This window comes from Acanthopleuribacter pedis (assembly GCF_017377855.1).
GTDB classification, from domain to species: domain Bacteria; phylum Acidobacteriota; class Holophagae; order Acanthopleuribacterales; family Acanthopleuribacteraceae; genus Acanthopleuribacter; species Acanthopleuribacter pedis.
Genome location: NZ_JAFREP010000004.1, coordinates 177,454 through 200,361 on the forward strand (window position 1 = coordinate 177,454; position 22,908 = coordinate 200,361).

18 protein-coding genes are annotated in these 22,908 nt (G+C 54.8%); 5 read left to right on the forward strand and 13 right to left on the reverse strand.

Annotated features, from left to right (window positions below; genetic code table 11):
• The first annotated feature begins 10 nt into the window (after positions 1–10).
• From J3U88_RS05605 to gatA, 3 genes are all read left to right on the forward strand, one after another.
• A complete protein-coding gene (locus tag J3U88_RS05605) occupies positions 11–487 on the forward strand; it encodes a hypothetical protein (protein ID WP_207857442.1) in 477 nt (158 codons plus the stop codon).
• Positions 488–763: 276 nt separating this feature from the next.
• On the forward strand, positions 764–1,060 hold the full coding sequence (gene gatC / locus J3U88_RS05610; protein ID WP_207857443.1) for an Asp-tRNA(Asn)/Glu-tRNA(Gln) amidotransferase subunit GatC: 297 nt from the start codon (positions 764–766) through the stop codon (positions 1,058–1,060).
• A gap of 44 nt (positions 1,061–1,104) precedes the next feature.
• A complete protein-coding gene (gene gatA / locus J3U88_RS05615) occupies positions 1,105–2,538 on the forward strand; it encodes an Asp-tRNA(Asn)/Glu-tRNA(Gln) amidotransferase subunit GatA (protein ID WP_207857444.1) in 1,434 nt (477 codons plus the stop codon).
• Between the two features lie 214 nt (positions 2,539–2,752).
• Here gatA and J3U88_RS05620 read toward each other — a convergent pair whose 3' ends face one another.
• The 6 genes from J3U88_RS05620 to J3U88_RS05645 all read right to left on the reverse strand — a co-directional run bounded on the left by J3U88_RS05620 (position 2,753) and on the right by J3U88_RS05645 (position 9,064).
• A complete protein-coding gene (locus J3U88_RS05620) occupies positions 2,753–5,392 on the reverse strand; it encodes a tetratricopeptide repeat protein (RefSeq protein WP_207857445.1) in 2,640 nt (879 codons plus the stop codon).
• Between the two features lie 348 nt (positions 5,393–5,740).
• Positions 5,741–6,247: a TrmH family RNA methyltransferase gene (locus J3U88_RS05625; protein WP_207857446.1), complete on the reverse strand. Its 507-nt coding sequence runs from the start codon at positions 6,245–6,247 to the stop codon at positions 5,741–5,743.
• Between the two features lie 300 nt (positions 6,248–6,547).
• Complete coding sequence (locus tag J3U88_RS05630; protein WP_207857447.1) at positions 6,548–6,967, reverse strand: Hsp20/alpha crystallin family protein; 420 nt, start codon at positions 6,965–6,967, stop codon at positions 6,548–6,550.
• Positions 6,968–6,988: 21 nt separating this feature from the next.
• Positions 6,989–7,405: an Hsp20/alpha crystallin family protein gene (locus J3U88_RS05635; RefSeq protein ID WP_207857448.1), complete on the reverse strand. Its 417-nt coding sequence runs from the start codon at positions 7,403–7,405 to the stop codon at positions 6,989–6,991.
• A 312-nt stretch (positions 7,406–7,717) separates the two neighbouring features.
• Positions 7,718–8,122: a peptide-methionine (R)-S-oxide reductase MsrB gene (gene msrB, locus J3U88_RS05640; RefSeq protein WP_207857449.1), complete on the reverse strand. Its 405-nt coding sequence runs from the start codon at positions 8,120–8,122 to the stop codon at positions 7,718–7,720.
• Between the two features lie 765 nt (positions 8,123–8,887).
• Complete coding sequence (locus J3U88_RS05645) at positions 8,888–9,064, reverse strand: hypothetical protein (RefSeq protein ID WP_207857451.1); 177 nt, start codon at positions 9,062–9,064, stop codon at positions 8,888–8,890.
• Between the two features lie 184 nt (positions 9,065–9,248).
• Here J3U88_RS05645 and J3U88_RS34590 point away from each other — a divergent pair, with 184 nt between their 5' ends.
• On the forward strand, positions 9,249–11,861 hold the full coding sequence (locus J3U88_RS34590) for a TonB-dependent receptor (protein ID WP_207857452.1): 2,613 nt from the start codon (positions 9,249–9,251) through the stop codon (positions 11,859–11,861).
• A gap of 278 nt (positions 11,862–12,139) precedes the next feature.
• Here J3U88_RS34590 and J3U88_RS05655 read toward each other — a convergent pair whose 3' ends face one another.
• The 3 genes from J3U88_RS05655 to J3U88_RS05665 form a co-directional block, all read right to left on the reverse strand.
• Positions 12,140–14,215, reverse strand: a complete 2,076-nt coding sequence (locus J3U88_RS05655; protein WP_207857454.1) for a bifunctional serine/threonine-protein kinase/formylglycine-generating enzyme family protein — start codon at positions 14,213–14,215, stop codon at positions 12,140–12,142.
• Between the two features lie 426 nt (positions 14,216–14,641).
• Positions 14,642–15,013, reverse strand: a complete 372-nt coding sequence (locus J3U88_RS05660; RefSeq protein WP_207857455.1) for a hypothetical protein — start codon at positions 15,011–15,013, stop codon at positions 14,642–14,644.
• Between the two features lie 50 nt (positions 15,014–15,063).
• Positions 15,064–15,816 carry a hypothetical protein gene (locus tag J3U88_RS05665; protein ID WP_207857456.1) on the reverse strand — a complete coding sequence of 251 codons (753 nt, stop codon included), beginning with the start codon at positions 15,814–15,816 and terminating at the stop codon, positions 15,064–15,066.
• A gap of 281 nt (positions 15,817–16,097) precedes the next feature.
• On the opposite strand from J3U88_RS05665, the gene J3U88_RS05670 reads away from it, so the two are divergent.
• Entirely contained in the window at positions 16,098–16,736 is a 639-nt protein-coding gene (locus J3U88_RS05670) for a hypothetical protein (protein WP_207857457.1), read from the forward strand.
• An 81-nt stretch (positions 16,737–16,817) separates the two neighbouring features.
• Here J3U88_RS05670 and J3U88_RS05675 read toward each other — a convergent pair whose 3' ends face one another.
• The 4 genes from J3U88_RS05675 to J3U88_RS05690 form a co-directional block, all read right to left on the reverse strand.
• Positions 16,818–17,720, reverse strand: a complete 903-nt coding sequence (locus J3U88_RS05675) for a DUF4097 family beta strand repeat-containing protein (RefSeq protein ID WP_207857458.1) — start codon at positions 17,718–17,720, stop codon at positions 16,818–16,820.
• 328 nt (positions 17,721–18,048) lie between these two features.
• Positions 18,049–19,242: a hypothetical protein gene (locus tag J3U88_RS05680; protein ID WP_207857459.1), complete on the reverse strand. Its 1,194-nt coding sequence runs from the start codon at positions 19,240–19,242 to the stop codon at positions 18,049–18,051.
• 11 nt (positions 19,243–19,253) lie between these two features.
• A complete protein-coding gene (locus J3U88_RS05685) occupies positions 19,254–20,165 on the reverse strand; it encodes a serine/threonine protein kinase (RefSeq protein WP_207857460.1) in 912 nt (303 codons plus the stop codon).
• Positions 20,166–20,651: 486 nt separating this feature from the next.
• Positions 20,652–22,847: a TonB-dependent receptor plug domain-containing protein gene (locus J3U88_RS05690; RefSeq protein ID WP_207857462.1), complete on the reverse strand. Its 2,196-nt coding sequence runs from the start codon at positions 22,845–22,847 to the stop codon at positions 20,652–20,654.
• Positions 22,848–22,908: the final 61 nt, after the last annotated feature.

Below are 22,908 nucleotides of genomic sequence, written 5' to 3' on the forward strand. Positions count from 1 at the left end.
GGTGACAAGAATGAAAGGATCCAAGATCACGCGTTTGCTGGCGATGACGATGGTGGCCGGCTTCCTGTTCGGTTCGCTTACCGCCTTTGCACAGGGCGACATCCGCTCCAAAATTAAACTGGTCGTCGACAAGAACCCCGACATCAAAAAGATCGGGGTTTATTTCAATAAGGACCAAGTCTCGGCGGACCAAATTCCCAACTTGGTGGGGAGTGCGGCCATTATCAAAGTTCCCCTGGCTTCCCTGCGCGATGTTTCCCAAGCGTTGAACCAGGTACTCAACAACTATGAAATTCAGGCTGTTTTTTTGGTCGACGACGGCAAAAAATTGGTCACCAACTCACGTACGGTTAAATACTTCGTCAAAATGGGGTTGAAGAAAAACTTCATGACGTTTTCAGACGCCGAGACCCTTGATGTAAAGGTGAGCGGACGCATCGCCATGCGTGACGGCAAACTGGGTTTGGAACTGGCCGACGACCAATAAATCCCCAAGCCAACACAACCAAAAACGGACGCGGTGGAACAGCCGCGTCCGTTTTTGGTTTGGCCGGCCGGTTCATTGAGCCGTCCCCGACCAAGCAAGGGTGACGCCCCCACGCTTTTCCCGAAACCTCGCCGTCGTCCGTTCAAGCCGGCCGTGAAATGCCGCGCCGGGGCATGTCTTATTGGAGCCCATCTTTTATTCCTGGTTGACCCCCTATGCGACCCCCTGCTAAAACCTTAGCCATTCTAGTCGCTCCAGCGCGGGAGGGTTATCCCCATGACGGACATCACACATGAAACCGTGGAACATTACGCCAAACTGGCCAATTTAGCTTTTGATCCGGCCGACGCCGAACTGTTGGCGCGCCAACTGGGCTCCATTTTGTCGCACGTCGAAAAAATCGCCGAATTGAATCTGGACGATGTGCCCGCCACGCGTTTTGTGTTACCGCAAGAGCCCGCCCATCGGGAAGATGAGGTGCGCCCCAGTCTTGGCGCCGAACAAGCACTGGCCAATGCGCCCGATACCGAGAGCCACCACTTCCTGGTACCCAAGGTTATCAACGTTAAATAGGCGTTTCGCTGCTAGGCGACAGGACGTCGAAGGAAAATAGGGTTATGGATATGTTTGCGTCGTGTAACACCCTGATTGAACAATTGGAAAGCGGTGCCGTGACAAGCGAAGCGCTGGTCAAAGAAGCTTTGGGCGCCATTGAGGCCCGGGACGGCGAAGTCGGTGCCTTTCTCAAGGTGCATGAAGAGGCGGCCGTTACTCAAGCGCGCGATATCGACCGTCGTCGTGCCGCGGGTGAGCAGGTCGGCGCCCTTGCCGGCTTGCCAGTCGCCCTCAAGGACAATATCAATATTGAGGGCCGGCGCACGACCTGCGCTTCCAAAATCCTTGAAAACTTCACCGCGCCCTTTGACGCCACCGTGGTTACCCGACTCAAACAAGCCGACGCCGTGTTGCTCGGCAAAACCAACATGGACGAGTTTGCGATGGGCTCCTCCAGCGAATTTTCCGCGCTGGGCACGACCCGCAACCCCCACAACCTCGAACGCGTTCCCGGCGGCAGTTCCGGCGGTTCTACCGCGGCCGTCGCCGCGGGGATGGTCCCGCTCGCCTTAGGCAGTTCTACCGGCGGCTCCATTCGTCAACCCGCCGCCTTTTGTGGTGTTGTCGGGCTCAAGCCCAGTTATGGACGTGTTTCTCGCTACGGATTGGTTGCTTACGGTTCCAGCCTCGACCAAATCGGACCCGTCGCCGCCGATGTCGCCGGTGTGGCCCGTCTCTACGACGCGATTGCAGGCCCCTGCGACCGCGACGCCACCTCGGCCCAGGTCGCGCATACCCCCGCCTTCCCAGGCCTCACCGAACCCGGCGCGCCCCTTCGTATCGGTCTGCCGCGCGAGTTCCTCGACGGCGGTTTGCAACCCGAAATCCAAGCCGCGTTAAACAACCTGGTTGCCCGCTACCGCGAGGCCGGTGCCACCATCGTCGATGTCAGCCTACCCCACACCGAATACGCCATCTCCGCCTACTACTTAATCGCCACGGCCGAGGCGAGCTCCAACCTGGCCCGTTTCGACGGGGTTCGCTATGGGTTCCGCACCCAAGAAGACGGGAATTTGCGTGACATGTACGTGCGCTCCCGATCCGAGGGGTTCGGCATGGAAGTCAAACGGCGGATCTTGTTGGGAACCTACTGTCTTTCAAGTGGTTATTACGAGGGTTATTACCTCCAGGCGCAAAAGGTTCGCACCAAAATTATCGAAGATTTCCAAAAGGCTTTTGAACACGTCGACGTTTTGCTGGCCCCAACCACCCCAACCACCGCCTTTGCAGCAGGTGCCAAGCTCGACGACCCTATGGCGATGTACTTGGCCGATATCTTTACCGTGACGGCCAACCTCGCCGGTATTCCGGCTTTGTCCCTGCCCGCGGGTTGTGACAACGACGGTCTGCCTATCGGCCTGCAACTGCTCGCACCCCACCTTGGCGAAAACCGGTTGCTTCAAGCGGCCTACCAAGCCGAACAGCTTCTGCGTTAACGCGCCTGTGCCGGCTCATCGGCGTTTATGCTTGGGTTGGGTAATGATTCCGGGTGTTGGTTCGCTTGTTTGGCCGGCCTCTCCGGCGGCCTGCATCTCGGAAACCTTCGAGGACCCAGATCAAATGGTGGTGCCACAACCCTTTGATCTGGGCTGAATTCCATAAGGCCGGCATCGCCGCTAGAAGCGCCGATGGGTTGTTGTATCCGCCGGGTTAGATCATGTCTCTTACTTCGTCGATGAGGGCCAGCCGCTCCGGTGCCAATTGATCGATGGAGATTTTGCCTTGCTTGAGGGAAAGCGCCTCACGAAGAGGCTGGAAACAGGTGTGGACTGCCTCGTGTTCCAGCAATTCCGTTACCGTGTCGTCGCGACCCGCGCGCGCTAAGCAGAAAAAACCCTGTAGGATGAAATGGCGCATTGTCTGTAAATCGGAGCCGCGTATCAACGTCGGTAGGTAATCAAGCAAACTCGGCAACACCTCGGACCAGGGATAAGGATTGTCGCCCGTCATTTTGAGGAACGCTTCGCGGCAGAGGGGTTCCTCCGGCGACAGTTTCAGCGCCATGATGAAGTACTCCATGGCTCGGGCGCGACGACCACCGCCAATCAATAAAGAGCCGAGATCCAAGTAATAAAGGCCGCTTTCACCCGCGTGCTCAATCGCTTGCATCAGGCTGTCTTCCGCCTGTTGCGGTCGCTGGAGTGGGCCGCGGTAGAGAAGGCCCAGGTTGGCGTGGGCTAGGGCGAGTGTTTTGTCGGCATCCACCGCGCGGTGGAACGCGTGTTCCGCGTAGGCGGCGCGGTCCATGCGTTCACCACACAAGACGCCCAGGTTGTTCCAGGGTAACGCCGATTGATTGCGCCAACGCAGCGTGCGCCGGAAAGCGTGTTCCGCGTTTTCGATCTGACCCATTTCGGCCAAGGCAATGCCCAGGTTGTTCCAGGCGGTGAAAAAGTTTTCTCGTAGGTCGATAGCCTGTCCGTAGGCTTCTTCCGCCTCCTCGTAGCGGCCGAGATGAAAGGCGTAGAGATTTCCCATTAAAAACCAATAAATGGGTTCGCGGTCGCCTTTTTCAAGTGCCTTTTCCGCGTGTTCCTCGGCGCGGTCGAAACGGCCGAAACAGGCGGCATAAAGCCTGGCCAAGTTGGCGTGGGCCAGGGCGTAATGGTCGTCATGGGAACAGGCGCTTTGATAGGCTTCCAGTGCTTCTTCCGGCAAACCCCGTTCCTCACATAGCGCGCCCAGCCAATTCCACAGCCGCGCGTCTTCCGGGAAGGCGGCAAGCGCGCGACGGCAGGTCGCTTCGGCAAGGGGGAGCGCTTGCAATTGCCGTAAAACCAGAACGGCGTCACTCCAGGCTGAAGCCTCGGGATGTTCGCCGTAAACCCGTTCAATTAAGGGGCCGACCCAGCGTGAAAACCACGCGGCGGTTTCGGCCGCCTCAACCGGACGGTCTTCTCGTACATGGTCCGGCAAGTTTTGGGTCAAATCGGCTTCCAGCATTTGGAACCGTCGGCTGCTTTCGTCATCGCGAAAAGGTCGGGCGACCAAACCGCGCCGTTTTGGGGATCCGAGGCAACCACCGAAGGCGTTGTAGTAGGCGAAACGCATCGCGCGTGGTTGTTCCGGTTTCCAATCGTTGGCGGGTGCGGGCGCTTGGGCGCCGATCAACAGGGATGGCCGATAGAAAAGATCCATAAAATCAACTAGATCCGTGACCTTGGTGTAATTTTGACGGTCGTAACGGGCCAGGTAGAAGAGGTTGTAAAACCGTTCGACGAGTTGGTACGTTTTGCGCTTTTCCGAGCCGCCTACTTCCTCGATGTAACCTTCCTCGGTCAATCGTTTGATCTGGGCACTGACATAATTGGAGGGTTTGCGCAGTTGCCGGGTTAGCGGACCCACGCCCACCGGCCGCCAGTGGCGGGCAATGGCGTCGAAGGTTCGGCGCACAAGGGGTTTAAGGCGACGGATACGATTTTTGTAATCGGCGCCTAAATCATCATATAAACGCTCTAAATCACCGAGGACGTCGCGACTTTCGCCGCGGTGCCAAATGCGGAACACCTGGCGCAACAAACGCGGGTTTCCACCGCAGAGCACCCGGAGGGTATGAAACCGTTGCGGTTCTTCCTTTATGAGGGCTTGAACCGCCTCACTTTTGTAAAAACCGGCCCACTTGCGGAAGGCTTGCTGGGCGAGGTCGCGGCGAAAGGGATCGAGATGGACAAAACGGAATACGTCGTAAAAAACCCCGTCCATGTCGGTAACTGCTTTGAAATAAGCGGGGGCCGCGGCCACAACATAAAGCTCGGCATGTTGGACCAGGTGTTCACGGAATTGCCACGCATCTTGCTCGTTCATGAAGGCCCGTGCGATTTGGTCGAAGGAATCCACCAGCAACAACACCTTTTTGCCAAGTACATCTTGGGACAGCTTAAAAAACAACGCGCGCGCTTTTTTGGCGAGTTGTTTTCCGCCTTCTTCAAGCAAACGATCCGCGTGGTCGTTGACCAAACCGGCGGATTCAGTCAAACACCGAATGGCGGTTAACCAAAAATCGGCGTGATCGCCAATGGCGTTGGGCTCTTCAGGGAAAAGGACCGGCAACCAGTCGGCCTGTAGTTGGGGATCGGCTTCAACGCCGTATTTCAATGCCCACAGCAGGGAGGTTTTGCCCAGGCCGGCGGGACCCAACAGGAGAATCGGGGGGCGTTCGTGGACAGGCCGCTGTTCTTTAAGCGGCAGCAAAATTTGTTCGAGGTAATGCTCGCGTCCAACCAGCTCCTCTAGTAAGACGTGCCGGGGCACGCTATCGGGGTGGTGAAGTTGGAAGTGGCACATATCCATGGGAAGGATCTCCATACAACACAATGAGCCGGCATCAATGACGGGCCGTAAGGAATCTTGCCCGCTTGGTTCCCGTCACGAGGCGTTAGCACCAACGCGGCGCGTGGAAAAGGGAACAGCCACGCGCGCGACAGCCGAGCGTCGTGGAGAAAGTGCGAGGACTGGTTCAAGGAACAGAGATAAACGGGGTGATTCTTTACTCAGCTTACCTCTTACACGTAATTGACACAATAAGTGTGATGCAAAATCAATATTTGAAGGCAATTTCATGATGCAACGGTTCTTTTCGCAACAGTTCTGTTGCAAAAGAACTGATTAAACGCCAAAAGATCTCAAAAGACAACTTCTTTATTGCGATTGGTCGGAAAGTGGGAAGCTTTGGTCGAAATAGCGGGTTCCCGCCCGGGAGGCTTTTGGGTGATCCTGTCGGATTTGGAAGCTGTACATCAAAATGCCCGCCGCCACGGCAACGTTTAAAGAAGGGATCCCGCCCCATTGAGGGATGGACACAATGCGATCACAAAAGGGTACCGCGTCGGCCAAACCGCGTCCCTCGTTACCCAGGATAAAGGCAACGTCGTTGGGGAAGGGAGCCTCGGTTAAACACTCGCCGCCGATTTCCAGGCCGCAAATCGCAAAATGTTCGGCGCGACAGGCTTCAACCGCCGCGGGAAGGTTGAAAAAGTGGCGTCGTTTCAGCGCTTGAAAGGTGCCTTGCGCGCCGGTTGCTTTCACCCTTTGACGGCCGACGATGAGCAGCTCATCGCAGCCAAAGGCATAGGCGGATCGCGCAATCATGCCGACATTATTATCTTTCTCTACATTAAATAAAATGATCTTAAAACGTCGTTTCATCTACCACCACCCTCGCGGCCCATCATACATCAAGGATGTCGGAGGGCGTTTTGGTGAAGTGGTTCTTCAAGTGAGTTGATCAGGGGGACGGCTTCATCCGCCGCTGGGGTGCTTTTTATGGGCGCCCGCGCTCGGTCGCTATCCTGGCCGGCCGAAGCAAAAAAAACCCCGCCGTGTGGCGGGGTTGGGGTGCCGAAGAAAACCAATCTCGCGGGAGCCGCGAGAAATGTGCTGAAGGTCAGGGTCTGTGGCGCATTTCTGATAAGCAATGCGGCCAAGGAGAGAGGAATTTGTGAGGGGTTAGTTGCCTTTTACGGCGATGCGAACGGGTTTGGCGGTTTCACGTGGAACCATGGTTAGGGTCAAGATGCCCGCGTCGAGTTTGGCTTCGATTGAGGACGGGTCGTATTGTTGTGGGATTTTAAAACTCGCCTCGTAACGGTTGCGCCCAAACTCGCCGTAGACCTTGCGGTAGCCCTCAAACCCAAGTTCTGGGGTTTGTGCTTTGAGGGTTAAGCGTTCGTTTTCTACTTCAATTTCCAATGCCTCCGCTGAAATGCCGGGCATGATCGCGGTGAAGACCAGTTGTTCGTCCTTGCGATCAAAGCGGTGGCGCGGTACCACGGCGGGTGTCCTTTGATCGGCGGCCGCCTTGGCGGGCTGGGTGGTCGTGGGCTTGGCTAACGATTGGGACTCTTTTTCTAAGGTAGCGGTCGTCATGGTGATACCTCCTTGCTCAGCTTAAGCAACGTTGACTTGAATGCGTTTGGGTTTGTCTTCTTCGCGTCTTTCCAGGGCGATGGTTAAGCGGCCGTTTTGCAATTCGGCGGAAACCTGATCCTCGCGAATGCGGAAGGGAAGGTTGACCACGCGTTGGAAGTCGCCAAGGGAAAGCGGGTTTTTTTGATCGGAAGGAATGCGTCCCGCCAGGTGGAGTTTGTTGCCGTCCACGGAGATGTCCAGGTGTTCGGCGCGCCATCCAGGAACTTCCGCCACGACCCTGGCGCCTTCATCAGCAAGGTAAAGATTGACGGGGTGCGCGGCAGCGCGTCCCGCTTGCTGGAAGGCGGGGAAGCGGCGGTTCAATTCACGGTCGAAGAAGTCAAAGTCGAATGAAGAGACCCAGTGTCTGGGGAAAGCGTCAAAGAGCTGAAGCATGTGGTGCCTCCTTGTGTTCTAGGCCCTTGGGCCGTCTGTCACGGTGAATAATATAACCTGACTTTGATGATGTCAAGTTTTGTGAAGAAAAAATTTAAAAAATTATTCAGTTAATTTGAGTCTTATGCGCTCATGTTTTGAAAGAGGTGCTCGTTTTTTGAGTGAGTTAGGCTCATATTTCTGTAAGTGGGCAAGAAAAAACCCCTCGCGAGCCGCGCATTGCGGATCGGAGGGGCTTGTTTTTGTCGTGTTGACTGAAATGGGGCCGGTGCCTCGCTTCACCTATATAAGTAGGAACAGGACTGCTTTCGGCTAGGTATCACCTTTAAACTTGAGTGAGGCGCTGTTAATGCAGTAACGCAAACCGGTGGGTTTGGGGCCGTCGTTAAAAACGTGACCGAGATGCGCGTCGCATTTCGCACACAAGACCTCGGTGCGCACCATCCCAAAACCCATGTCGGTTTCGGTGGCGATGTTTTCCTTGATCGCCGGCTGCCAAAACGACGGCCAGCCGGAACCGGAGTTGTATTTTTCGTCGGAGCGGAACAGTTCCGTCTCGCAACATACGCAGGTATAGACGCCGCGGCCTTTATGGTCATGGTACTTGCCGGTAAAAGCCCGCTCCGTGCCTTTCTTGCGGGTGATGTAATAGGTTTCGGGATCAAGCTGAGCTTGCCATTCGGCTTCGCTTTTAACAACTTTTGGTGAATCGGACATGAGCGGACCTCCTCTGGTGAAGTAAGCGTGCTTGCATGCTGTGGCTGGTTTTTGCCGGCACGGATTCTAACGGGGCGCCAAAACGGGGTGAGCGTTGCATGAAGGAACGGCTGGATGATTGAGAAAGCATGTCTCGGCGTTCAGGTCGGCGTTGTTCAAGCATACCGCCAATCGGTGGCCGTCCAAGCACCCGCAATGTAACAAACAGCACAAACACCCCGCTCTATTTCACGGGGTCTCGCTTCCCGCTTGCGCATCATGGACAATGCCGGCCGCTTGAGAAGGTAAAGGGAAAAGATAGGGCGAAAAAAATGTAACCCGGTGAATTTTTAACCTGTCGTTTCCTAAGTGAAGGTTTGGTAAGCGTTTGCGCCTGAACCAACCAGATTCCATCAAAACAAACCCATTGAACTGCGAGGTGGTAAGGTGCCCGATCTAAATGGCTTAGGTTGGATAGTGCCGTTTTCGAAAATCAAAACCGTGAGGTAGTCGGCATTTGACTTGTCTTTTTGCCGGCCTTATCTTTACTTTTTGATAGCGAATTCTTAAAATCAATCGTCGCGTTTGACGCATTCCACCCGTTCCGACCTAAACCACAATCCCTATTCATCGTCGAAGCTTCTTTCCCGCGGCTTGATCCCGGTTTTTCAAACCCTTGTCGGATCCCACGCGGGGGCGTCTCTTCCAGTTTCCTGAGTTTTGGCCGCCATGCTGTCTCGTCCTTTTCCAACAACGCTTCGGCTGTTGTTGTCCTTGTCGCTTTTGTTACCTCATCTCCTCGAGAAGGGGTTTCATCTCGATGAACACACCCATTTTTGTCCAAGCGACCAGGCATTCACGTTTCATGCTGAAGCCGAGCAGGCCGATGCTTCGACGAATTTCGGTTTTTATCAATCCGAAATAGGCAACGCGCACCTGCACGAACGTTGTGCGATCTGCCACCTAGCGCCTCATTGGGCCGGTACCGCGCCAACAGTTGCCTACCTACCGGCTCAATCATCCGCGGCCCGCTTGGGCACGGCGTCCTGCCGGAAGATCCTCAAAAGATCTAACTTCCGTTCACGGGCACCCCCTGCTGATTTTCCGTCTTTTTTACTCGTGAAAATCAGAACATTAGGAGAACACCATGTCCTTATTTCATCGTAACGGCGCCCTGCTCTTGTGCCTTTATCTATGCGCCGCCTTACCTGCCTGGGCCGGCGGTACCCTGACCGGAAAAATCCAGGATCAAGAGGGTCACGCCGTGGTAAAAGCAGATGTTTTGCTGCTTAGCCTGAACCGTGCGACCAGAACCAATCCCGAGGGAACTTTTTCCTTTCAAAATGTGCCCGCGGGCGAACACCGCCTCCAGATTTCCCACAACAACTTTGGGCACCGCATCAAAACCATCACGATTTCCGACAACGAAACCACCGAGGTTTCGGTTTCATTCGACCTGACCATTCACGAGGCGATGACGATTTCCGCGTCGCCGATTCGCAAAAGCATCACCGATGTGGCGCAAGCGGTGGGTGTCCTCAACGAGGACGACATCCTGCGCGTCGGTCAACCGACCCTTGGCGAAACCTTGGCCAATGAACCGGGCATCAGCTCGACCTTCTTCGGTCAAGCCGCCAGCCGTCCCATCATTCGCGGCTTGGGTGGGGATCGGATTCGCGTGTTGGAAGGGGGGATCGGCTCGGGCGACGTTTCTACGGTTAGCCCTGACCACGCGTTGAGCGTTGACACGACCACGGCCGAACGCATTGAAATCCTGCGAGGTCCGGCTTCCCTGCGTTATGGCGGCAACGCCATTGGCGGGATCGTAAATATCATCGACAACCGTATCCCCGAATTTATCCCCACGGATCCATTTGCGGGCAGCATCGACCTCAGCTACGACCAAGCATCTGAAAAACAGAATGGTGCGGTTTCACTCAACGGAGCAAGTGGGCGTTTGGCCTATCACATGGATTACGCTTATACCGATACGGACGACTACGAAATTCCCGAGGCCGCCGAGGCCGATAGTGACGAACCTTTTAACGGTGTGCTTGAAAACAGCGCCCTTGAGACCACCAAAGCCAACATTGGTGTTTCTTATGTAACCGACCGCGGCTTTTTCGGTGTTGCCCTAACCGACTACCAAAGTGATTACGGCGTGCCGGGCCACCACCATCACCACGAGGGTGACGACCACGGTCATGGCGACGACCACGATCACGACAAGTTCAATGAAGACGACGACCATGGTCACGGGGATGAAGAAGAGGAAGAGCTGGTTACCATCGACCTCGACCAAACCCGGTACGATCTTCGCGGTGAGTTGCGTTTTGACCACGATTTCCTGAAATCCATCAACCTCCGCGCGGGTTTCTCAGACTACGAACACGTGGAGCTGGAAGGCGGTGCCGTTGGTACCACCTTCAACAACGAATTCCAGGAAGTTCGTGTGGAAGGTGTTTTTGCCAATGTCGGCCCTTTCACCAACGCATCCGTGGGTTTGCACCACAAAAACCGTGACTTCAGCGCGGTGGGTGAAGAGGCGTTTGTTCCCGAGAACAAAACGGAAAACTTCTCCGGTTTTGTGTATGGCGAAATCGAACGCAATAATTGGAGTTTGGTGATGGGTTCGCGCTTCGGCCGCCAGACCAACGACACCCCCTCCTACCGTATTCGCGGTACCCATGATCACGATGACGATCACGGGCACGATGACGATGACCACGACCATGATGACGATCACGGCGACGACGACGATCACGGCGATGACGATGACGATCACGGCGACGACGATGACCATGGTGACGACGACGACCATGGCGATGACGACGACGACCACGGCGACGACGATGACCATGGTGACGACGACGACCACGGCGATGACGATGACGATCATGGCGACGACGACGACCACGGCGACGACGACGACCACGGCGATGACGACCATGGCGACGACGACGAAACGCCACCCATGCCGCTTGATCGCAGCTTCAACGCCTTGTCCGCCTCGGTCGGTGTGGTTTACGGCAAAAACGATCCACTGAGTTTTGCCGCCAACGCGACCTTCACCGAACGTGCCCCAACCGCCGAGGAACTCTTCTCCAACGGGCCGCACTTGGCAACCAATTCCTTCGAGTTCGGGAACCCCGAACTAAACGAAGAGTCCAGCTTCGGGATTGATGTGCTGTTCCGCAAAAACAAAGGAATTGTGACCGGCGAGCTGAGTCTGTTCACCAACCGTTTCTCCGATTACATCTACCAGTACCAACTCGAAGCCGTCGAAGACGAGGATGAGTTGGTGGAATTGTTCTACCAGCAAGAAGACGCCGATTTCTGGGGTGGCGAACTGCACCTCGACATCGATCTGCTTCACAGCGATCCCCACCATGTCCACTTCGAGGTTACCTACGACTATGTCCGCGGCGAACTCAGTGACGGTGGCAACCTGCCCCGGATCACGCCTTCCCGTCTCAACCTGGCCTTGGAGTACAGCACGCCCCGCTACTGGATTAAAGGCGAGACGCGCTACACCGAGGAGCAGGATCGCATTGCTGAAAACGAAACCCCAACCGAGGACTACACCCTGCTGAACCTCACCGCCGGTTACCGCCTGCTGATGGGCCGCACCAAACACCAGTTTGTCTTGCGCGGTACCAACCTCGGCGACGAAACCGCCCGCGTTCACACCTCGTTGATCAAGGATCGCGTTTTGTTGCAAGGCCGCAGTGTGTCCTTGTCCTACAAAATGCAGTTCTAGCCAAAACGGGCTAAAACGCGTAACCCAAGCGCAACCTGGCCGGGCCGGCAATCATGCCGCGCCCGGCCTTTTTTGTGCTGTGCCCGGCAGGGTGCACCCTTTTGATCCCTGCCCCTGAATAACGGCTCCAACAAAAAGGCCGGCCCGGCGGGCCCCGGAGCAGGTTCGCACATCGCCTATGGTCCACCATTACATTGAATGTGGGCCGGAGGGGAACCTCATCCGGTGCCACCAGGCAAAGCCTTTCTACTTAACCGAGATCGGGTCCGTTTGGCGGGTTAATCCCCCGTGTCCCGGTTAAGCGCCGGTGTGTTGATCGCCGGCTGTTGTTCAGCGCCGACACGCACCAAGCGAAACCCAACCGCGCAATCCTTGGTATCGGGCGGAAGATGATGTCGGTTGGCAAAACGGGTGCGCCCCTGCGGTTCCTGAAAGGAGCCGCCGCGCACCACGCGCTCAAATCCCTGTGCCGGACCGGTGGGATTGCGTTCGGGCGAAAATTCGTAGTAATCCTCGCCATAGTAATCGCTGCACCATTCCCATACGTTGCCCAGCATGTCGTGAATACCCCAAGCGTTGGGTTCTCGGCCCGCCACGGCATGGGTTCGGCCGTCGGAATTATCCGCGTACCAAGCTTCTTTTTTCGGGGAACGCCCGAACATGCCCGTGATCATATTGCCCTTATAGCCCGCCCGCGCCGCGAACTCCCACTGGGCCTCGGTGGGTAACGCAACCTCATAGGGCAACACCTGGTTCACCTTAGAGATGAACACTTGAACCTCGTTCCAAGAGACCTGCTCCACCGGTAACGCGGTCCCGCGGCGACAACTCGGATCCTCGCGCATCACCAGTTGCCACAATGCTTGGGTCACCTCGGTTTGCATGATGCCGAAGCCGTTGAGGTGGACCCGGTGGACCGTGCGCTCGTCTTTTTCCAACTTAGCGCGGCTGCCCATGAGAAATTGGCCGGGCTGAACCTCAACCCATGCCAGTTCCTCTAATGCGGATTCAACCTGTTTGCGCCATCGCGCCTGTTCCAGTTCCGCCTGGGAAACAATGGTTTCGGTCGTTTCTTCGCCATCGGAACCCGTGCCCGGTTCGACGGTTGGGGCATCACCCAGCCAAGGCTTCAGGAACACCCAGCCAATCCCCAGCAGGGCGAGCAGGGCAACAAGCAGGAGCGGGGCGAGGACGCGGCGTTTGGTGGTGGCTTCGGCCCGGCGTGGCGCGGGCGTTTCTCCCGTATCGGCCGTTTCCGGGATCGCGGCTTCATCAATCGACCGCATGGCTTCCTGGTACACCGAGGGATCGGTTTCCAGGTCGGAACCTTCCAGATCGACCCCGGACCATGTTTTGGTGTGTTCCTCGGCGGTTAGATCGCGATGCCCGAAGATTTCCGGGAATTGCGCCTCCAAATCGCGCACCAGTCGACCCCCGCTTTGGTAGCGCTTTTTGGGGTCTTTTTGAAGCAGCTTCAGCACGATGTCGTCCAAGGCGGCGGGAAGTTCGGGCCGAAAAGAACGGGGCCGAGGCGGGGTTTCTTTGATGTGCTTGAAGATGACCTGGAGCGAGTTGTCGGCTTGAAATACCGGCCGTCCGGTCAACATTTGAAAAAACAAACTGCCCAGTGAATAGAGGTCCGAGGGCGGGCCGATGGTGCCGCCGGTTGCTTGCTCGGGGCTCACGTAATAAGGCGTCCCCAGCATGGCCTGGGTCGCGGTGAGTTTGGCCTGATCCACGACCCTGGCGATGCCGAAATCGACGAGGGTGGCGGTGCCTTGCCCGTCGAACATCACATTGGCCGGCTTGATATCGCGGTGAATCACGCCTTTGCGATTGGCGTAATCCACCGCATCGGCTAGGTCGCGAATGATGCGACAACTTTCTACCCAATCCAGACCTTGTTCAAGACGCTCTTCCAGGCTGCCGCCTTCCATGAGTGCCATGGTGAAGTAAGGGACCTCTTCAAAGAAGCCAATGTCGAAAACGGCGATGATGTTGGGGTGCTGGAGCGCGCCGGCCATTTGGGCCTCGCGCTGAAACCGCTTGACCGCTTTCCCGTCTTTGTTCTGATTCAGCGGGAGGATTTTTACGGCGACTTTTCGGTTTAAGGTGGTGTCAAAAGCCTCGTAAACCAAACCCATGGCACCTTCGCCCAGCTTGCGCTGAATCTTGAGGCGCTGTTGGCTGTTTTGCATGAAATGCGCCTCGGACAAGGGCGCGGCCTGGCGCCAAATCTGTGAAGGGGAAGACGCGGGATCGGTGATGTCCGCTTCATCCGCCAAGGCCAGCCCACATTCGTGGCAAAAAGGCGCTTGATCATCACAGGTAGCTTGGCAATTCTTGCATTGCAAGGGGGCCCCCAAGGGTCAATACGAATCACGCGCGGAGCGTGTCCGCCGTCAACGGCCGGAGCCTTCCATACTCATACCTAAGAAGCCCGATAAATCGCGGCGATTTAAGCCAAACCTCTGGGCTGCAACGGCTTGTAGAAATACTCACCGCACTCAGAGGGTGCGCTTCCGTTTTCTCCAAACCATTTCGCTCCAGATCTTTAGCTTAAATCACTCGCTCTCATCGCGCCTCTTAGGTTATATCGAGGAAAGACGCGAAACAGTGGCATAACGTCAACGGTCGCGGTAGAGCGACTCAATCCGAGTCAAAGGACGTCCATTGTATCCCAGCCGTCCCGCGTTCACCCACCGCAAGTTTTTTTCTTATCGTTCCCTCAAGGTGAGCGGTTCGTTGTGGAACGGCGTCAGCTTGTAGACGGTGGCGGTTTAATCCGGGGGCGGATTCCAGCCGGGCGGCGGCACATATTGTGGGTTGTTTTTCAAAAAGGCTTGGACCGGTTCGGATGAGGCTTCAAGAATTTCCAGGAGCTCAACCCGGCGTCGGTAGGTTGTTTTACCGCCTCCGCCCCCGTAGTCGGCGCCAACGTAGATCTTGGCTTTGGCCCGAAACCAAGCCGCTTCTTGATAGCCCGCGTAATTTAACGGTACCAAGGCGTCTTCAAGCACCTTACGGCGGTCGTAGACCATGCCGTCCGTGTAGTCCAGCCAGGTTCCCGACGTCAGCGGGTCCAGTGCCTCGGAAAAAACATAGGTTTCCCGGCCAAGGAGCAAAAACCCTTGGATTTCAGTCGTTCTCACGGTTTCTTTTGCCTCGTGGTTGAAGATCGTCCATAGGCAGAGCAGCAGCATCAACGCAGGTTTCCTTTGGGACGGAGTTCGAAGGTGGTTGTGTTTTTGGGTTTTGCCAGGGCTTGATTTTTGAGGTGTTCTTTATAAGCGGGTTCGAGCACCGTGTGAATGTTCCGTTTTTCAACGGTACCTTTCATTGCCGGTTCAGCCATGATGTTGCCTTTCCATTTTGCGTCGGGCTTGCCGTTGGTGTAGCGGTCTTTTAGGCCGATCAAATGACCAAACTCGTGCGGGGCCGGATCGCCCCAGCTCGCGGTGATCTGGTCGTTGCCGCGCCATTGTCCCGTATAGCCGGGGTTTTTGTATACAAAACTGCGTTTGTGGCCTTTTGGTAGCTCAATGAAGTTGAGTTCGGAATCATTTTTCGCTTGTTTTTCATAATCAGCGGGCCGGTTTTTTTGGTAGGTGACCGTTACAGCAAACACCACGTTATAGATTTTCTTGTTGGCTTTGTCCTCGTAAGTATGGCCCTTCCAGGCATCGTTGATGTTTTTTTCCATCATCTTGGCGGTTTTGTCGTCGGCCGACTCCCCCCACACCACGATTTTGGCGGACACGGTGATGGTTTTCTGTTTCTCATCAATGACCACTTTGGCATTTTTGCCGTCGGGGTCGATGGCCATAAGCGGTTGGTTGGCAACATAGAGGTAGGGACTGTGGTTCTCGCGCGCGGGATCTACGTTAATAAATCGTGCTGCCAATAAAGGCGTACAGGCAAGAAAAAACATCGAGATGGTTCTATGACAATTCACAAGGACCTCGGCATAAGTAAAAATCAGCCGATATCTTAGGGTTTTGTGAAGTTTTCGTCAATTTGTATTTTCGGTTTATGTTGGGTTTTTAGTCTCGGGTTGATTTTGATTTTTCCGTTTGAGGCTGATTTGGCAAGAGCCGGCCAAGGACCCCGGCTTCTTCGCTTTCGGGTTGGGCTTTGCTCGGTAGTCCTGATTTGAGACAATACCCCATCGTATTCAGTAGACGGGTTTCGGTGACCGCTTGCGTTGTTCGCCGCACCCAACCACAAGGGGAACTTATGTTTATCGAGTTGTTGAACTACGCTACCAAACCCAATGTTTCCGAAGCCGCCCATCTCCGCGACGCCGAGGCCGCCCATCGTGTGGGCGTCAAGTCGCTGCCAGGTTTTCGCGACCGCATGCTGTGTGGTGCCGGTGAACCGGGGCAATGGATTGATATGGTGTTTTGGACCGATCAGAACAGTTACGATGCCGCCGCGCCCGCCGCTACCAACGATCCGGGCGCCATGGCTTGGGCGACCAGTATTGAAAGCGACACCATCCATTTGCAAACCGCCGAATTACTTGGCGGCTACCGTAAGGAAGATTTTCGCCTTGATGCGACCGGATGTTGGTCGCTGTTGACCTGGTTCACCCATCCCGGGGTGGCCGTTGAAGATCACATCACCCTGATCCGCGCTGCCCAGGCCCAATTGCTGCCCGCCCTCGACGGATTCGTTTCTTGCGCAACCGCCCGCCATCCGGCGACCGGCGAGTTTTTTGAATTTGTTGCATGGCGTGATCTGGATGCCGCTAAGAAAGGATTGCCCGCCTTTGAGGACGCCTGCAATCGCCACCCGCGTTTACAAATTGTGTTGCACCAGCGGGATAAACGCCGTGTCAAACAGGCGTTCCTGGTTGCCAAACGCCGCCTTTAATGAAGGAGTGAAACAAAAAAGGCCCGCGAAGGATGTCCTCCGCGGGCCTTTTTGGTTTTGGTGTCCTGGGTTTTGGCGCGATTACAGCTCCGAAACGCGGATGTCACCGCCGCTGGTGCTGAGATGGATGCTTTCACCGCCGCCGTTAAGGGTGCCCTGAATCCGGTTGGACTTGATTTTGCCCTGTACTTGCAGTGGCAGGTCCATGCGAACCGAGCCACCGGAGGTGCCGGCCTTTAAGTTGGCCGCGATATTCGCGGGTGCGCGCAGGCGAATGTCGCCACCGCTGGTCGAGGCGCGGATTCCGCCAAAATCTTGGGTCAATTCAATGTCGATGCTGCCGCCCGAGGTGGCGCAAACAATGGGGCCGCGCACGTTTTTGAAGTCGATGTCACCACCGGAGGTTTTGGCCGTGAAGTCGCCGGCTGCATTGACAATGTCAATGTCGCCGCCGCTGGTGCGCAATTCGTGTTTGTCGGAAGAATTGCTCAGACGGATATTGCCGCCGGACGTTTTGACATGAACCCGTTCTTTGAGATCACTCAGGGTGATATTGCCACCGGAGGTTTTTACCGAGGCGGAGGCCTCGGTGCCGCTCGCGCTAATGTCACCGCCGCTGGTGCCCAGGTCGAGGTGGGTCGTGCGGGGTACGGTCACGTGAAGATGAACGCGAACGTGTTTGCCGAAGCTCCAGTTAAAAAAGGACCAGCCACTCGAGTTACGGGCGCCTTTACCGAGGATGTTCAGGCCTTCGCCGGATTCTTCAAAAGTGACCTCAAAATCATTCACCGGTTCCTCGTGCCCGCTGACCACCAACTTCACCACATACTCGTCGCCGCCGCTGATGACGTCGATATCGCCGCGATCAAGGCGAACCTTGAGCAAGCCGTTTTCCCCGGCGGGGAAACGTTCCTCAAAAACCCGCTCGGCCGCGATGACGGTCAAGGACGCTGTTAGCAAACACAAACTCACTAGCCATTTCATTGGTAAAACTCCCTCACACCCGTGTTAGATCGTCTGAGGTGAGGATACGATGCGCGGCCGGGTTCGGTTTAGGCTTGGACGAAAAAAAGAGGGGCTGACGCAATATCGCGGTGTGGTTGGGACAGGGTTTATAGCTCAGGGAAGCATAAAAAGTTGGGTTTTAATAGGTTCTTTTTATGCTTTCCTCAATGATAAACCGAGTTTTGAATGAGCAGGAGTGCGGCAACCCTTTCCGGGTTGCCGCATGATTATATGATTATAGTGTTATGGTTTATATAATACGGATAGGATGGTTAAACCTAAGAAGCGCGAGTTATCGCTTCTTAGGTTAAAGACGCATCTGGGTTCGGAAGTTTTCAATGCCAATGTTCCATTGAGCAAGATGGCTGTTACCGGAACGGTACTCAAATTGAATACCTTCTTCCAGCAATTGATCGTACAGCGCGCCCGCACGACTGATCATCGTTTGAACCACGTCAAGACGCTCACCTGCATCATCAAAGCGTTTCATACGTTGAATCACTTTGCTCATGCAGGACCAGTGATGCATGGTACTGGTGCTCAGCGACCACTCCGCGGAGGAATTAGAAAAATCTTCGGCGAGATGGGCGTCAACCTCAGTATCGGATAATGCGCGTTGCAATTTTCCCTGATGCTCGATCGCCGACAGTTCCGGTACCAAAAGAACCGAATTCATCAGCGGCAATGACGTGTAACGCGGACGCGGACGGCTGCCACGTGTACTGGGCCGGAATTTGTCGGCATAAAAGAAACGCTGCGATTGATACCAACCACAAGCCGTGGCACTGGCACCGGCGGCCTGAAGCGGCAAACCCAGCAAATCAGTATAACCGTAAACGATTTTGTAGCGATTCAAAGAACCCAATGTATGGGTAAAATACAACAGGTTCTCGAAGGTATTGGTTTCGATTTGTTGGGAATAATACGCATCACGACGCTTGATAATAAAATAAAAACCCGCAACATCGAACAAGGTGATCATGTCCAAAAATTCTTTCATCGCACTTTGATGGCGGAATGCCGATTCGTCGATGACGAATGAAAGTAATAAAGGTTTTTGCGGAAACTTGTAGCCATACTCCAATGATTCTTGTGCCAATGACAGTGCCGTTTGACACCAGGGATCGGTAAAATCATCAAAAGGAACCGTCGCCGATAACAGGTGGTCCACCGGCAACATCCGCTGGAAATCCATGGTTTGTCGGGCAAACTTGGTCAGGTTACGCGCCGGTAACAAATCCTTTCGCGAGAGGGGCGAACGGTAATACGGATAGGTGGGTAGGTGCCCGTCTTTGGCCGGAACCGTGGTCGATACATAAAATTGAGGATCGATCATCAGCTCCGCATCGGGATGCTCTTTACGCAGGTTAATGACCAAATTCGTTAAATCGGTTGGGCTTTCATCTTTTGGCGAAAAAATAACACCCTGAATGCAATTCTGCGCCAAACCCTGTTCCAATTTGGTAGTACGACCATAGCCGTGCTGTGCAAAAATCTTCATATAAAGGCCTCCTAAAGCTTTTCGAGCAAATTCTCGAAGCGTTGGATCAGTTGGTTGCAAGAGCGAAAGCGAAGATGGGGTTCTTTACCCAGCAAACGATTAACAATGTCAATCAATTCATCCGGGGCCTCCCGCCGATGGATCTCCAGTGGCTCGGGATCATCGTAGAGAATCGCTTGCAATATGTCACAATGGCTCAAGCGCTGTTTTGGATCAAAAAACGGATGACGACCGGCAAGGGCTTCGTAAAGCACAATGCCCAGTGAAAACATATCTGAACGAAAATCAAGTTGCCGCTTACGGTAAGATTCGGTCTGCTCCGGGGACATATACATCGCGGTGCCGCTGATTAAACCCGTCATCGTCAACGATTCCACCATCACATCAAACGCCAATCCCATATCCAACAACACAAACTGACCATTCTCTCTTCTCATAATATTTCCTGGCTTAATATCACGGTGAATCTTGCCAAAACGCCATAACTCAGCAATCGCACGCGTGATCTCCAAACCAAGACGACATACTTCTTCAAGTGACAGCTTCTGCTCTTGACGAAAATAATCTTTAAGGCTTGTTCCTTCAATATATTCTTCAGAAAAATAAATCAAATCATGAGACCCGTGCTTGGCCGAACCCAAGGGGATCTGACCCAACTTAATCACATGCGGTGAACGGCAGCGTGCAATAATATCCACCTCCCGTTGCGTCCGCGCCATCACCTCTTCACTTACGTTCACTTCAAATGCCAAATCATCAAACACGGTACCAATACTGGCCGATAAAAACTTAATCACCGTGGGACGGTTGTTTACCTGACAAGGAAATACGATTTTTTGGCCCCCTTTGATGGGGTCCTGAATGTTTTGGGTGGAAGGGAACAGACAGGCGACATCGTCAACCGAAAGCTCGGGAACGTTCATGGGGGTGCCTCCGCGATGGGGAATGGTTCGCAACGTGCGGGGGACGATCCGAGTGACCCCCCCTGCTGCCTTGAACCTATTATCGCACTTTAGTCAGACAGCCCTTGTCATGCCATGCAAAAAAGAACACATTTTTTCGAATTTTTTATTGTGATATAAGTTTAATAATTTAAGTTGGTTAGCGCCTATAGGGAAGATGTTCTGACCGGCGCCTCGGAAAATCTACGGAAACCCATAAAAAGGGTGTTGGGCGTTGGAGCTTCCATCTCCCGAAGGACGGCCTGTCATCGACCTGATCTTTCAAGCAGACAGCGTCGGAGGTGCGTGGAACTGCCAAAATGGGCCAAGCGATTTTAGGAGCGCGAAACGTTCACGGCCGCTTCGGCCTTTTCCAAACTACCTAGAGCTGATTGACCCAACACGTTCAACCCGAGGCAGTTACTTTTCAAATACCGAGCTGGAGCGGGGCGGTTTCGGAACCCTTTTTTAAAGACGGGTGGTTAAGGTGACGAACCAACGACGCCTGTCTTGGGGCAACAGGGAATTGGGGAATCCCAAGCTGCGTTGCGTGAAATTATCGCCGGATGAAGCACCCTCGACACCGGGGTGGAAATAGTCCTTGTCAAAGAGGTTCTTTACTTTGAGGGCGATCTCAAATTGTTTGTAGGAGAAGATGAGGTTGGTGTTAACGACCACATGGGACGCTGTCTGCACGCGGTCACGTAGCGGGTTGCGGCTGTACAAAGTGCGTTCGCCGACGTAGTTAGCGCGGACAAACAAGGACCCATATCGGCTGAAAGGAAGGTTAAATCCGAGGTTGGCCTTGATGTCGGCAATATCGCCCAATTCCGATTCTACCGTTTCCCAGGCGCCGGTTTCGTGGTCGTAGGTTAACGAGGAGGTGACGTCGGCGTAGGTCGCGTTGAAGTAACCCTCGATGGGTTGGCTGTTGATTTCAAGGGGGAGCGCAAAACGCGCCTTGTACTCAATCCCGAAGGAATCGCGTTCACCCGCGTTTTCGGCTTCTTCTTTAATGACACTTTCGTATTGAGCGAAGTAAATCGAAAAGTCGTGGTTCCAGACCGCGCCGGCGCGCAGGTATTGAATTTCGTAGTTGGTGACCTCTTCCGGCTCTAAGTCGGGATTGGCCTGGCGGCCGTTCCAACCGCCGCCCAATTGGAGTGGGGCCGGCTCTTGAAAGGCGGTTCCGGCCATGAATTTCCAGGTCCCAAAATCGCTGTCCCGCACCACCGAGACGCGTGGATTCACCGAACTACCGTATTCACTGTTCTCGTCGTAGCGAATCCCCAGGTTGAAACGCCATGCATTGCGGTCGATGATGGCCTGAAGAAAACCACCGTAATCTTCCATCTGGAAACGGTTGTCGGCGGGCATCGGACCACTGGGATGTTGTGGGCGAATGTAGGTTTCGTCGGTGCTGTGGAAGATACCGGCGCCTTGGCCATGGGGACCGGGTGTTGTGTTGGGGATGGTTGAACTGTACGCGTCCCAGTAACCGGGAATGTCGTAGTTGCGGGTAAGGTCTTTGCGTTCGTACTTGATGCCCGTGCTGAGCCGTACCGAATCGTTGATTTCGGCATCGAGGTTTTGTTTGAACAAAAAGCTGTCGTTGACGCTGCGCCAGTTGGTGAAACTGACGTAAGAGAAGTTTTCCATGCCCGGGTTCCAATCCGGCGTCGCTTCGATCCAATCACCAAAGATGCTGTCTTCACGCAGGCGCAGGGAAATCTTGGTGTTCATGCGGTCGTTTAGGTCGTGACCGATGTCCAGGTACAGTTCGGAAACATCGGCGCCCCAGTTGGCATTGTTCTGAGCGCGATCAAAGGCGTAATAGGGACCGTAGGCCTCGACCTTTTCCCATTCGCGGTAACCCAGCTCCATGTTTTTGTAATGAACCCGCGCTTCCATCCCGTAATCATCGGTCGGGTTGTGGTAGCCACCCAGTTGTTCGCCGTTGACTTGGAAATCCAAAATCGGGCCCCAGGTTTCTCGGTTGGCCAGGAGGCTTGCATCGCTAAAACCGAAGCGCCCGGACAAATCCGCCTCGTCACTTTGATAAACCCGGCCGGACAAGGCGTAAGCGATCTCACCGACCTTGCCGGTGACCAGCGCATCAACCGAGGTGGTTTGGTGTTGGCCGATTTGAAAGTGGATGTCCGCGTTGAAGTCGTCGCGGTCGCGGCCGTCAAAGGTAACCACGTTGACGATCCCGAGGAAGGCATTGGGTCCGTAAACCGCGGAGGCGGGGCCGTAGAGCACCTCAATCGCTTTGATATTGGCAACCGGGTATTGCCGGGTAATTTGCGCTGAATGAGACCATAAATTGTTGTCGACCTTGCCGTTGATCATGAGCAGGGTTCGTTGCATGAAGGGTGTACGGTAACCGCGCTGGTAGGCGGTCATGTATTCGGTGCCGTTGGAGATGATGGTGTCGAAACCGGGGAGATCGGGGAAAATCTCATCGAGACTGGTATACCCTCGTTTGCGGATGTCCTCGGCAGTAATGACAATCATGGCGGCGGGTGCTTCGCGCAGGGTTTCTTTGACACCGCTGGCGAGGGTGACTTCTATATCGAGCAACTGTTCCAAGGACATATCGAGAAACTTGTCCGCTTCAAGCGCGGATTCAAGAAGCAGTAAGGTAAGCAGAAAAAAGGACATGGGTCGAACCTCCGGCAAGGGCAAGGCCGCGGCGCGGTGAGAAAAGCCAACGCCTAAACCG

Coding starts and splice junctions, on each gene's coding strand:
- J3U88_RS05605 (WP_207857442.1), top strand. CDS start 11: ATGAAAGGATCCAAGATCACGCGTTTGCTGGCGATGACGATGGTGGCC.
- gatC (WP_207857443.1), top strand. CDS start 764: ATGACGGACATCACACATGAAACCGTGGAACATTACGCCAAACTGGCC.
- gatA (WP_207857444.1), top strand. CDS start 1,105: ATGGATATGTTTGCGTCGTGTAACACCCTGATTGAACAATTGGAAAGC.
- J3U88_RS05620 (WP_207857445.1), bottom strand. CDS start 5,392: ATGGATATGTGCCACTTCCAACTTCACCACCCCGATAGCGTGCCCCGG.
- J3U88_RS05625 (WP_207857446.1), bottom strand. CDS start 6,247: ATGAAACGACGTTTTAAGATCATTTTATTTAATGTAGAGAAAGATAAT.
- J3U88_RS05630 (WP_207857447.1), bottom strand. CDS start 6,967: ATGACGACCGCTACCTTAGAAAAAGAGTCCCAATCGTTAGCCAAGCCC.
- J3U88_RS05635 (WP_207857448.1), bottom strand. CDS start 7,405: ATGCTTCAGCTCTTTGACGCTTTCCCCAGACACTGGGTCTCTTCATTC.
- msrB (WP_207857449.1), bottom strand. CDS start 8,122: ATGTCCGATTCACCAAAAGTTGTTAAAAGCGAAGCCGAATGGCAAGCT.
- J3U88_RS34590 (WP_207857452.1), top strand. CDS start 9,249: ATGTCCTTATTTCATCGTAACGGCGCCCTGCTCTTGTGCCTTTATCTA.
- J3U88_RS05670 (WP_207857457.1), top strand. CDS start 16,098: ATGTTTATCGAGTTGTTGAACTACGCTACCAAACCCAATGTTTCCGAA.
- J3U88_RS05675 (WP_207857458.1), bottom strand. CDS start 17,720: ATGAAATGGCTAGTGAGTTTGTGTTTGCTAACAGCGTCCTTGACCGTC.
- J3U88_RS05680 (WP_207857459.1), bottom strand. CDS start 19,242: ATGAAGATTTTTGCACAGCACGGCTATGGTCGTACTACCAAATTGGAA.
- J3U88_RS05685 (WP_207857460.1), bottom strand. CDS start 20,165: ATGAACGTTCCCGAGCTTTCGGTTGACGATGTCGCCTGTCTGTTCCCT.
- J3U88_RS05690 (WP_207857462.1), bottom strand. CDS start 22,847: ATGTCCTTTTTTCTGCTTACCTTACTGCTTCTTGAATCCGCGCTTGAA.